General features: G+C 38.7%; 9 protein-coding genes and 1 pseudogene. 2 read left to right on the plus strand and 8 right to left on the minus strand.

From position 1 onward, the window contains the following. Positions 1 to 12 precede the first annotated feature (12 nt). Together LI091_RS10890 and LI091_RS10895 are read right to left on the minus strand one after the other, a co-directional pair. Entirely contained in the window at positions 13 to 1110 is a 1098-nt protein-coding gene (locus LI091_RS10890; protein ID WP_044960363.1) for a sugar kinase, read from the minus strand. A 7-nt stretch (positions 1111 to 1117) separates the two neighbouring features. Then, entirely contained in the window at positions 1118 to 1780 is a 663-nt protein-coding gene (locus LI091_RS10895; RefSeq protein WP_044960365.1) for a bifunctional 4-hydroxy-2-oxoglutarate aldolase/2-dehydro-3-deoxy-phosphogluconate aldolase, read from the minus strand. A 294-nt stretch (positions 1781 to 2074) separates the two neighbouring features. Between LI091_RS10895 and LI091_RS10900 the strand changes: the two are divergent. Then, positions 2075 to 3193, plus strand: a pseudogene (locus tag LI091_RS10900) (IS110 family transposase). Between the two features lie 143 nt (positions 3194 to 3336). Here LI091_RS10900 and ilvD read toward each other — a convergent pair. The 5 genes from ilvD to LI091_RS10925 all read right to left on the minus strand — a co-directional run bounded on the left by ilvD (position 3337) and on the right by LI091_RS10925 (position 11291). Next, on the minus strand, positions 3337 to 5019 hold the full coding sequence (gene ilvD, locus LI091_RS10905; protein ID WP_265191162.1) for a dihydroxy-acid dehydratase: 1683 nt from the start codon (positions 5017 to 5019) through the stop codon (positions 3337 to 3339). A 129-nt stretch (positions 5020 to 5148) separates the two neighbouring features. Continuing rightward, a complete protein-coding gene (locus LI091_RS10910) occupies positions 5149 to 7713 on the minus strand; it encodes an alpha-L-rhamnosidase (RefSeq protein ID WP_044960367.1) in 2565 nt (854 codons plus the stop codon). 1 nt (position 7714) lies between these two features. Further along, positions 7715 to 8719 carry a zinc-binding dehydrogenase gene (locus LI091_RS10915; RefSeq protein WP_161206385.1) on the minus strand — a complete coding sequence of 335 codons (1005 nt, stop codon included), beginning with the start codon at positions 8717 to 8719 and terminating at the stop codon, positions 7715 to 7717. Positions 8720 to 9314: 595 nt separating this feature from the next. Then, positions 9315 to 9944, minus strand: a complete 630-nt coding sequence (locus tag LI091_RS10920; protein ID WP_021650092.1) for a sugar O-acetyltransferase — start codon at positions 9942 to 9944, stop codon at positions 9315 to 9317. Positions 9945 to 9947: 3 nt separating this feature from the next. Further along, a complete protein-coding gene (locus LI091_RS10925) occupies positions 9948 to 11291 on the minus strand; it encodes an MATE family efflux transporter (protein ID WP_144093841.1) in 1344 nt (447 codons plus the stop codon). Between the two features lie 110 nt (positions 11292 to 11401). On the opposite strand from LI091_RS10925, the gene LI091_RS10930 reads away from it, so the two are divergent. After that, entirely contained in the window at positions 11402 to 12283 is an 882-nt protein-coding gene (locus LI091_RS10930) for an AraC family transcriptional regulator (RefSeq protein WP_021650094.1), read from the plus strand. A 116-nt stretch (positions 12284 to 12399) separates the two neighbouring features. On the opposite strand, the gene LI091_RS10935 is transcribed toward LI091_RS10930, so the two are convergent. Beyond that, on the minus strand, positions 12400 to 12819 hold the full coding sequence (locus LI091_RS10935; protein WP_021650095.1) for a hypothetical protein: 420 nt from the start codon (positions 12817 to 12819) through the stop codon (positions 12400 to 12402). Position 12820 lies beyond the last annotated feature (1 nt).

The following is a 12820-nucleotide window of genomic DNA, read 5'->3' on the forward strand; positions in this document are numbered from 1 at the left end:
CTTCCTGTCATTTTATCGCTTCACTCGTGCGCCAGCCCCCCGCATAACCGCCTCAACCTCTTTTCGGTTTGCCATACTCGTATCTCCAGGTGTTGTCATTGCAAGCGCTCCATGTGCCACTCCTAATTCAAGTGCTGTTTCCGGATCTCCTGTCGTCAACATCCCATAAATCAGACCAGATGCAAAAGAATCTCCACCGCCTACGCGATCTAAAATCTCAAGATTCTCATACCTTTTTGAATTATAAATTCGACCTTCTGCCCAGCAAATAGCACCCCAATCATTCACAGTGGCCGTCTTTACCTCTCTAAGCGTCGTTGCCACCATTTTCAGATTTGGATATTTCTCTACTACATTATTAATCATGCGCTCGTATCCTTCAAGATTTAATTTCTTTAATTCATTATCATTACCATCTACATCAAATCCCAAACACGCAGTAAAATCTTCTTCATTTCCAATCATTACATCTACATATTTTGCCACTTCTTTATTTACTTCCTGCGCTTTCTCAATACCACCAATTGCAGACCACATAGATGGGCGATAATTTAAATCATACGAAACAATTGTACCATATTTTTTGGCAATTTTTATTGCATCCACTACCGTTTCACATGATTTTTCTGAAAGTGCTGCATAAATTCCTCCTGTATGAAACCAGCGTACACCAAGCTTTCCAAAAATATATTCAAAATCAAAATCTGCCGAAGTTGCCTTGGAAATTGCAGTATTCGCACGATCCGAGCATCCTAACGCTCCGCGGATTCCAAATCCTCGTTCTGTAAAATTCAGGCCATTTCTGCATACCCGTCCTATTCCATCAGTATCTGCCCACTTAATCAATGATGTATCTACTTTTCCCTGACAGATCAGATCTTCTAACAACATTCCCACTTCATTTTTGGCAAATGCAGAAATAACTGCTGTATCTAACCCAAAGCACTTACTCAGGCCTCGAATCACATTATATTCTCCGCCGCCTTCCCAAACTCGAAATGAACGCGCAGTGCGAATTCTTCCTTCACCCGGATCCAGTCGCAGCATTACTTCGCCAAGTGAAACTGCATCATATTTACATTCACACGATTCCTTTAGATGTAAATCCATTTTTTCATTATCTCCTTTTTTCGTTTCTATTTTCTGACCTGATTTCACCTTTTAATTTTGCAGCTTCTATTACCAGACTTCGGATTCTGTCAAATTCACCGTTCTGAATCCATTCCCTTTTTACCATCCAGCTCCCCCCGCAAGCTGCTACTGCCTTATACGAAAGAAACTCTTTTAAATTCTCTTTATTTACTCCACCGGTCGGCACAAATTTCATTTCATTATACGGTGCTGCCAACGCTTTAATCATTGCCACCCCACCAAACTGAACCGCCGGGAAAAATTTCACCATTTTTAAACCACAGGCGATCGCCTGCATTATTTCAGATGGTGTAACGCATCCAGGTAAAACTGGAATTTTTCGTTCCAGGCAATAGTCAACCACTTTTGAATCAAACCCGGGACAAACAATAAATCGTGCACCTGCATTCATCGCACGTTCAACCTGTTCTACATTTAAAACAGTCCCAGCTCCAACTATCATCTCGGGATACTTTTGCGTCATAATGCGGATACTTTCTTCCGCAGCCTGTGTTCGAAATGTAATTTCCGCACACGGAAGCCCACCCGCCACTAATGCTTCTGCAAGCGGTTCTGCATTTTTTGCTTCATCGATTACGATAACCGGAATAACTCCTATTTTTTCAATTTTTTCCTGAAAATCCTTCATACTAATCTCCATTCCGCCGCCTTCGGCTGGCGGCGCAAATAGTAATGAAAGTGTTCCAACTCTCTACACTGTGCTGTAAAATAGTTTGCAAGAAGCTACACTACAAAGCACGGGAGGAGGAGTTGTAATAACTTTCTTCGTTTTAGACAGCATACTAATCAGTGTAAGTTCTGCCTTTTCAAGCACAAATAAGTGACATCATGAATCCGTACACTAAGAATTGTTTAAGCCTTTCGTTTAATTGTGTGGCAGTTCAGTCAATGGCTTCTTATCATTCACGAAAGGAGTCTGACTATGAAAGTTACTTATCAAACCTGTTGTGGTGTCGATGTCCACAAATCTTTTCTCGTTGCCACAATTGTAAAAACCACTGGTGGCATTGAGCCTTCTTACCAAAAGAAGCGCTTTTCCACCTTTAACAATTCAATTCTTGAATTCAAGCAATGGCTTCTCGACAATGATTGCCATAATGTCTGCATGGAATCCACAGGTAAATACTGAGTTCCTGTCTTTAATCTTCTGGAAGATGATATCAATGTTGTCATTGCCAATCCTAAATGGGTAAAGGCGGTGAAAGGCAACAAAGATGATACAAAAGATTCTAAATGGATTGGAGATTTGTTCCGCCTTGGACTTGTCAAAGGCAATTATATTACTTGCAAGAAAGTCCGTATTCTTAGGGAATACACTCGCTATCGTTACAAGCTTGTTTCCTGCCGTTCAAGTGAAAAGAATAGATATCAGAATGCTCTTACCGTTTGTAATGTTGCATTAGATTCTGTTGTTTCCGATATCTTTGGGAAGTCATCCACATCCATTATCGACTATCTGCTTGAACAATCGGGTACATCTATTAACCACGAAGAAATCGCATCTAAGCTTCTTAGGAGGCTCAAATCCAAAGAAGATGCTGTCCAGTTTCTCTGTACCATTCCGGGTGTCAAACGTGATAGTGCAATCACTGTCATCTCCGAAATCGGTACTGACATGTCTCAGTTCTCAAGTTCTAAACGTTTGTGTTGCTGGGCTGGTTTAACGCCAGGCAGCAATGAGTCTGCTGGTAAGAAGAAGTCTGTTCGGATTACACGTGCCGGTATCTACCTCAAACCTGCATTAGTACAGTGTGCTCATGCAGCCGTAAAATCTGACAAATCTCCTTACTACAAAAAGAAATATGATTCTCTTGTCAAACGCCGTGGCAAGAAAAGAGCCATTATCGCTATTGCCCGTATGATTCTTACTGCTATCTATCAGATGCTGTCTACTGGTGAGCAGTGGAATCCGAGCGATCTTTACAAAATCGATATGCCTGTAGCTCTTGTTGAAAAACAAAAAGCAAAAGCTATCAAGCAAGCCAAGAAACTATTACAACGAGAGGGATTATTTCCTCCTGATGAACCATTAGCTTCTTGATTTAATTTTCTAACTCTATAACACTTTAAAAAGTTGCCTGCCTTAGACAGCTTATTCAAGTGCGTCAATTTATGGTCTTCCTCTACTTTCTTTCACACTACACTACTGCCTCTTTCCCTCAATTATTAACGATGCTGCATCTATCATTCGTTCTCATAAGTGGGAATCACTGCTCCTTTTGATGCAGATGTCACATTTTTTGCATACTGGTACAAATATCCTTCTACCTTTTGATGACATATGTATTTCTTTTTCCTTCGTTCTTCAAAATCTACATCTATTGCATCAATTTTTCCATTTTCCACATCGACTGATATCATATCCCCATCCTGTAAATATGCAATCGCTCCATCGTCTGCAGCTTCAGGACAAATATGCCCCACAAAGCACCCGTTGTTTGATCCTGAAAATCTGCCATCTGTAATCAGACATACCTTCGATCCCAAGCCTAAGCCAACTAACAGCTTCATAGCTTTATACATTTCCGGCATCCCTGGTCCACCTTTGGGTCCTTCATTTCGAATCACAACAACTTCCCCACCTTGTACTTCTCCATTCCGAATTCCTGTCAACGCCGATTCTTCACTTTCATAAATCTTTGCTTTTCCACAAAAGTGTACTGCCTCTTCTGGAATTGCTGACGGCTTCGTTACCGCACCGTCGGGTGCTATATTTCCATACAGGATCTTAATACCTGCTCGCTTATGTACTGGATTTTGAATTGCATGAATTACTTCCCGAGATCTATTCTCTGCATGCATCAAATTCTCATATAATGTATCTCCTGTACATGTTAATGCATCCACATACAGTTTTTCTTCCATCTCTTTCATCAAAGCCTGTACGCCGCCAGCTTCAAAGAAATCAAACAATGTATATTTTCCAGCCGGAATCATAGCCACCAAATGCTGAATCCCACTGCTGATCGTTTCAAAATCATCTATTGTTAAATTAATTTTTCCGCTATGTGCAATTGCCAGCAAATGCAATACAGCGTTTGTTGACCCTCCCATCGCTGAATTTACCATTATTGCATTTGCCAGCGCCCTTTTTGTAATAATATCCTGAATCCTTATATTCTTATGTACCAAATCAACGATTGCTTTTCCACTATTGTAAGCGGCGGCCATACGTTTACTATATACTGCCGGAATCGTAGCTGAACCTGGCAGCATGATTCCCATAGCTTCTGCAAGGCATCCCATTGTATTTGCTGTACCAAGCATCGCGCAGGATCCAACTGTCGGCATTGCATTATCCTCTATCCACTTAAACTCTTTTTCTGTAATCTTTTCTGCCTGTAAAGCTCCTTCCGACTGCTGAATACAGGAATGGTCGATCCACTCTCCTCCATAGGGATTTCCATCTGCCATATGTCCCGGAAGACTTGGTCCTCCATTAATAAAAATTGCAGACAAATTTACCCTCATTGCTCCTATCAACATTCCCGGAATAATTTTGTCACAGCTTCCCAGTAATACAATGCCGTCTAAACGATGAGCCTGCACCATTGCCTCCACATCATTTGCAATCATTTCTCTTGCCGGAAGGATATAACGCATGCCCTCGTGTCCCATTGCAATTCCATCACAGGCACCAATTGTTCCAAATTCAATTGGCATCCCCCCTGCCGCCTGAATTCCTTCACGAATTCTTTCTGCCATCTGGCGCAGGACAATATGACCCGGACAAATCGAATTATATGCATTTGCAATCCCAATGATTGGGCGTTTCAGTTCCTCTTCTGCATATCCGTCTGCTTTATATAAAGCTCTTACATTTGCATACCCGGGACCCTGTAAAATTTCATGACTTCTGTAAGACATTTTTTATCACCCTTCCATAAATTATAATCTCTCACAATCTTCATACTGATAAACTTAAAACTTTTATCGTGTTAACTCCAGTTTTTCATAGTCATACAGCCTGCTAAAAAAGGCAAGCTGTATTTCTTATTATTTCTCACATGCAACATATCTAAACTGATAGTTACCAGATCCAATTTCTTTTCTTTCTTGTCCTGGAATCAGCAAAACTGCTTCCGTATTTGGCGGAATTACCACAGACACTAAAATTTCGTCTTCGTTTCTCTCCCAATCTATGCAGACTTCTCCATACGGTGTCTTTACACTGGATGATACAAATCTGAGATCTCCTATCATTGCCGGCTTAATTTCAATTTTCTTGTATGCCGGCTTTAATGGCTTAATTCCAGCCAGCTTTTCGTAAAAGAAGCTGCTTATACTGCCGAACATCGGCTGATTATGATTCGCAGGACACTGATAAAATCCATACTCTTTTTCCCAGTATTCCCATAATGTAGTGGCTCCATTTGTAATCATATATCCATAGCTTGGATACGTTACGCTAGTAATCATATGATAGGCTACTTCACCAAGGCCAAATTCAACAAGTGTTTCAAATAATAATGGTGTCCCAAAAATTCCTGTATCTAAGTTTCCTTCGCACTCCTTGGTAATATGTTTCTCCAAATACTGTTTTACTTCGCAAAGTTCTCTTTCTCTGATAGCACCCAACTTATTCGCAAATGCTTCCGTTCCCTGTGCCCCAATACTGTACCTACCATTTTTAGAATCATAAAACTCGTTTCTAAAGCTAAGCACTGTTTCATTATACTGATTCTGAAAATACTCTGCATCTGCTGACCGGCCAAGCACCTCTGCCAATTCTGTCATAAGTTTCGCATTATATGCATAGAAAAAAGTATTAACAAATCGCGGAGGTATTAAAATTTCTCCAGGTGTCGACCATTCTCCAAGACAGTCCTTATCTGTACCTTCACCCTCAACAATTCCTTTTTCCATTCCGGTCTGCAGGAATTGCATCCAATGAATCATATTATCAAAATACTCTTCTGCACTCTTCGTGTCTCCGTAGTAACGGTACATAAGCCATGTGATAATAATCAAAGCACTGCCCCAGGCCGGACCACCACCGCCGTCCTGACATGGTACTGTGTGTGGCAAAAATCCTGTTGTCTTGTCCTGTGCATCTATAAAGTCATCCATCCAGTCGGAATAGAATTCGTGCATGTCATAGCTATACATCATAGCTTTTGCTGTAATCAATGCATCCCCTCCATACCCCTGCCGTTCTCTGTGAGGAGAATCAAGTGGAATGCCTCCATGTAAACCACTCTCCATCGACCACAGACTTGCTTTCTGAATCTGATTGATCAATGCGTTAGAGCATATAAATTTACCTGACCGTTCGACACCTGCCCGAATATGCACCGCCACAAAGTCTTCCCTCTTTGGGATTCCCGGATATCCCTGTACCTCTACATATCGAAATCCATGCCACGTAAATGCCGGTTCATAATATTCTTCTTTTTTTCCACTTAAAATATAAATATCTTTTTGCTGTTTCCACCCGCTTCCAGTACTATAATAATTTATTTTCCCATCCGGCCATAGTTCTTCACCAAACCGTAACTGAACCTTATCTCCCTCTTTGCCAGATACCCTCATTTTAACCCAGCCAGTCATATTCTGACCAAAATCAATCACATACATTCCGGGCGTTACTTCACTGATCTTCTTTGGAAAAAGTTCGCAAATCTTTTGATCTGACGGAGCTTTCTGTTTGGTTAATTCTCCGCCTGGTTTCTCTGCTTTACCTGCAAATTTCCAATCCAGGTCTTCGAAATCTTTTTCTCGCCAGCCTATACTCTCCTTACGTGCATCATATATTTCTCCAAAATAAATATTATTATAAATTCTAGGGCTTTCATGCCATTTCGTATTTTCATCGCTTATAAATACATCTTTGTCTCCATCTGCATATTCTATTTCAATCTGGAACAAAAGCTTTGGATATCCATACCATAATTTTTTTTCGTTAATTTTATCTTTTTGGTTATACCATCCATTACCAAGCTCAACACCAAAAACATTTTCTCCGTGAACAACCGCAGTTGTTATATCATATGTATGGTAAAAAACTCGTTCCGTATAATGCGTTCGATTCGGCGTGAGAACATCTTCCCCACATTTTTTTCCGTTAAGATAAGCTTCGTAATACCCTAACCCGGAAATATACAACCGCCCGGATTTCGGCTGCTTCTCTATATTGCAGACTTTTCTAAAATAAACCGCTGCTGCCTTCTCTGGCGCACAAATCCACTCTGCTTCCCAATCCGTCTTATTTAATAAACCGGCTTCAAAAAAAGCCTCCTCACTCCATTCAGAAACATTTTCCTTTTCATCCCATATACGAACTTTCCAATAAACCCTCTCTCTGGATGCAAGCTGCTTTCCTTTATACGGAATGTTCACAGATTCGCCGGAATAAACTTTTTCGCTATCCCAGACAAGAACTTCCTTAATATCCGACTCCTTTTTAAATACCTGAATCTGGTAGGCACTCTGTTTGCGGTTTTTTCCATACGCCGTCATTCTCCAGGATAAGCGTGGAGCTACATTGTGAATTCCTATCGGATTTACTTTATAATCGCTACGTAAATCGATTGCCTTAATTTCTTCTTTACTACCCTTCATCTTATCTCCAATCCAGAACAACACCCATTGCCTGCGTGCGATCCTTTAACAGCATCTGATACATCTGCGGTGCCTCTTTATAGCTTACACGATGTGTAATCATTTCTGACATATCTACCTGTTTGTTGTAAATCAACTTAAAAAATGTTTCACTATTTCTTTCACATGTCCACGGATTGTCATAAGTTTTTACCGGTGCCTGTGAAGATGTATGTGCGCCAATAATGTTTACACTTACTGCATTACAACAATCATGAAAATCAATTAAGGTCTTTTTCTTAGGTGAACTCAACATACAAAGCTTTCCCTGCTGGTGCAAAGCTAAAAATTCTTCCGGAATCGCATCTGCATTTCCCGTTGTTTCAATAACAATATCTGCCATATCCCCATATGTATATTCTTTTATAATCGAGATTGGATCTTCTTTTGTGGAGCAAATCGGAATAATTGCCCTCTGATCAGGTAAATGCTTCAGTCTTGCTTCACTCCTGTTTACCACAAAAATTTCTGTACATCCTCCTGCAAGTAAAAACCTGGCCGCCAGTTGACCTACAATACCAGCTCCATATACTACAACCCTGTTTCCTAATTCGATACCAGTTCTTCGAATTCCATTGATCGTTGTTTCTGCAAGTGCAAAAAATGTTGCTTCTTCTGGTTTAATTTCATAATTAATCATACGAAGCTCATTTACATTCACAATGACATACTGTGAATGTCCACTGAAACTTGCTACACGTTTTCCAATTAAATCCTTTGAAACACCTTCACCTACTTCTTCAATAATACCCACATTTGAGTAACCACTCTTTTGCGGATAGTGAATATATTCTGACCATTTTGATTTTTCCGGACATTCCCCAGTCAAGAAAGTTAATTCCGTTCCTGTGCTAATTAAGGTTTGTTCCGTTCGAATCAAAACCTCTGATTTTCCTGGCTTAGGGCAATCAATTTCTTGTATTTCAGCCTTATATGGTTCAGTAAAAATAACAGTATTACTTTTCATTTTCCCTTCCTCCATTCATTAAATTGTTTGTTTTCTGTTTATTTTTTTGTATTTTTTAGTAACTTTATTATACATTTGTTCTTTCTATTTTCTTCTCAGTATTTTTACCTGTTTTGTATATTTTTTTGTCTTTCATAATCTGATATTCTACACATTTAAAAAACTGCATTATTTAAAATACAGTTTTAGACAAAAAACATCATTGCAATTCCTCTTTTATGGGCAGTAAAGTTTTGATTAACCAATAGAAAAAAATCCATCGAGTCATGCATTTATCGAACTCGATGGATTTTTATTCTGATTTTTTATGTTTTTTTGTTAAAGGAACCATGAAGTTATGAAGAAAAAGACTGATCAAAATCTTATAATTCATAAGGCATTTTACAGACTCAATTGGCTTTAGGGAGATATGATACGATGAGAACAATATTTGCAAAATATAACCCGCAATACAACAGCATTGATGTTTATACCCAAAAAAACTCCCGAATTAAACTGAATCATTCCTTTTTTACAGTTTATCCGATCTTCCGGAAGCCCTTCACAATAATCTGCTGATAATTATCCGGCTGCAATCCGTTCTCTCATGATCATATTATTTTTCCGCCTGTGCACATATCATATCCCATGCTTCATCATCAATTTCTTCATTGTGAAACAATTTTCTCCTGTCCTCATCTGTTATTTTTCTAATCACACGACATGGATTTCCAGCTGCAATGGACCAGTCCGGAATGTCTTTTGTTACAACACTTCCTGCACCAATTACCACATTGTCTCCAATATGTACTCCCGGACACACTACTGTATTTCCTCCCAACCATACATTATCCCCGATGGTAACCTCTTTTCCGTATTCAAAAGCAGAATTGCGCGTATCTGGATAAATTGGATGTCCTGCCGTATAAATAGATACATTGGGTGCCATCTGACAGTTATCACCGATTTTTACCTTTGCCACATCTATAATTGTACAGTTATAATTTGCAAAGAAATTTTTACCTACTTCTATATGCGAACCATAATCGCAGTAAAAAGGTGGGTTAATCCATGCACCTTCCGATTTTCCCAAAAGTTCTTTTACTATTTCTGCAATCCCATCAAAATCCGACCGATCTGCAAAATTAAGTTTTTGCAGAATTTTTCTACCTATCCTCTGTTCTTCCATAACCGCTTCATCTGAAATGTAAGCAAGCTGCATATCTCTTCTTTTTTTCATATCCATAATTTAATTCTCCATTTCTGTTAAATTTTTTAACCATTTATATTGTTTATAATGTTTAAATACTGCCGGAAGTTTTACCAGTTCATCCAGATTTAAGACAAAATACACCATCATTACTGGCAATTTAAATACAAATGCTGCGATACATCCCAGTGGAACTGCAAAGCACCACATGGTAACCACATCACATATTAATCCAAATTTTGTATCTCCCCCTGCTGGAAAAATACCACCTATTGTCATAGAATTAATTGATTTTCCTATTACATAATAGCTGCTTATAAACAGCATATTCTTTAAATATCCTGTTGCTATATCAGTCAGATTCGTAAAATGCAGGATTACAGGTGTCGCAAGAAAAATCACTCCAGCCGTCACCACGCCCAAAAATACCGAAGTTTTGCATAAAATATTTCCGTTTTTCTTTGCTTCAGATAAGTTCCCTTTACCAAGCAGATTTCCGACAATAATACTTCCACCATATCCAAAACCGGTACAACCACAGATTAAAAGATTCTTGGTTATATTTGCAATAGAATTGGCTGCGATAGCATCGGAACCAAGATGTCCAAGTATGACAGAATACATCGTAAATCCACCGCCCCAGGCAAGTTCATTAAAAAGTACCGGATAGACATGTTTCCAGAATTTCCTCGTTATATGGACTTCCCTGCTTTTTATGTCTTTTACTCCAATCCAAAATTCCTTTTTCAGGTGCAAAATATAAATCGTAATAACCAGACCAAGTCCATTTGCAATGACAGTAGCCAGTGCCGCACCTGCAATCTCCATTCTTGGAAAGCCCATGTATCCGTAAATCAGAATAACATTCAGTATAATATTAACACAGACAACAACTGCACTTATTATGGTACATCTACCTGCATAACCACAATTTTTCAAGATTCCCTGCAAAACCTGCAGAACCCCTGAAAAGATATAGGATAATCCAATCACTTTCAAATACTTAATACCATAATCAATCAATATAGTATCGTTTGTAAACAGTCGCATGAGCATTTCAGGAATAAAGAATGTTGCAAGCAGAAAGAGAATGGAAATTATGAATACATATCTTAATACAAGTCCTGCTGATGTCCGTAATCCATCAAAATCTCTTTTTCCATAATACTGTGCAACAAACATATTTTCCCCTATTGTAAGTGCTGTTAAAATCAAATTAAAAACAAAGGTGATCTGCGAAGCCAGCGAAATTGCTGACAGAGAGTTCTGATTTAATCCTCCCAACATAAAAGCATCGCATGCACTTACAAGTGCTAACATAAATTGTTGTGCTGTAATGGGCAGAGCAAGTTTCAAAATCTTATTTGTGAATTCGTTTCCCATCTACAATTTTTCCTTTCTGTGCACAATATAAAAATAAACCAATTTTATTGATTTTTATACCATAATCAGCTATAATAATATAACAAACGTTCGAAAAGGAGATTATTTTGATGGAAGTATGTCCAAGCATTGTTTTAAATTCAGATGCATCTGAAAATGTTGCCTATAACAATCCAGACTTTCCTGCATATATAAAAAAGGGACAGCTTTCACGCTATCCTGATTTTCGTGCAGTCAGTCATTGGCATGACGATCTGGAATTTATTCTGATTTTAGAGGGACAGATGTTTTATGATGTGAATGGTCAGAAGATTTCTTTGCAAGCAGGTGAAGGAATTTTTGTAAACAGCCGCTGCTTTCATTATGGCTATTCCGATACTCATACAGAATGTCTCTTTACCTGTATTATGTTATCTCCGCAGTTGCTTTCTGTAAATACTTATTTTGTGGAAAAATGTCTAAATCCCCTGATACAGAATATTCATTTTCCCTATCAGCCACTGAATCCGTCTATCCTGTGGCAGAATTCTATTCTTCGTGACCTTGAAATGCTTTACAAAAAAAATGTGGATGAAATACAGCCATTTATTACGCTGGAAAAAACCGTTCATATTTTTCGCCTCCTTGCTGAAAATATGAACTATTTTCCAGATTATGATAAAGATACAGAGGATACTCTGGCTCTTACTACAATGATCGGATATGTGCAAAAAAATTATTCCCAAAAAATTATGCTTAAAGATATTTCATCCTCAGGAAATTGCTGCAAGACAAAATGCACTTCCCTTTTTCAGAAATATTTGAATACTTCCCCAATGGTATATCTAAATCGCTATCGTTTGGAAAAATCTGTTTTTCTTCTTCAAAATACTACAATGTCTGTTACTGAGATAGCATATACCTGCGGGTTTTCAAATAGCAGTTATTTTTGTGAACTTTTTCATAAGTATTATAATACCACCCCTGGGAAGTTTCGAAACAGTAATAGATAAGCACTATTCATATTCTTTGGCTTATAATTATAATGGGTATTTTTTAACAGTATCCCTGTTTTTCCAGCCAGTCTTTCACATAACATCGGAATGCGATACTTTCCGCCATCCAACTCTCAGATTTGCCACTCTTCACATTTAATATCACTTATCTGCTCGATTGGAATAACCGTTTGATCCGTCATAATGATGGTATGCTCGTATTCGTCTATCTTTTTTACAATACCAGAGCACGTAACATAGGAGCCGCCTGCTTTTTTTGCATCGGGAATAAAATAAGTTATCGATACTTTCTGTTCTATACCGATATTATTTCTGATTATATTGATTTTTTCATTCAGCTGAGCAATCGCTTCCTCGCTCAGTTCCAATCTTTCATCGGTTAATCTTGCCGTTTCCTTTATCGCAGCATCATGTCCGGTCAGGGCTGCAAAAGGAGCAAATTGCGCTGCCCGATCCCGAAGTGGCATTTGCGGATGATTCTTAGAGACCGGATGCGGTAAATTAATGATATCGTCATAAGAATTATTTTTCATC

The sequence above is a fragment of the Blautia sp. MSK20_18 genome (assembly GCF_020553125.1).
GTDB lineage: Bacteria > Bacillota > Clostridia > Lachnospirales > Lachnospiraceae > Blautia_A > Blautia_A fusiformis.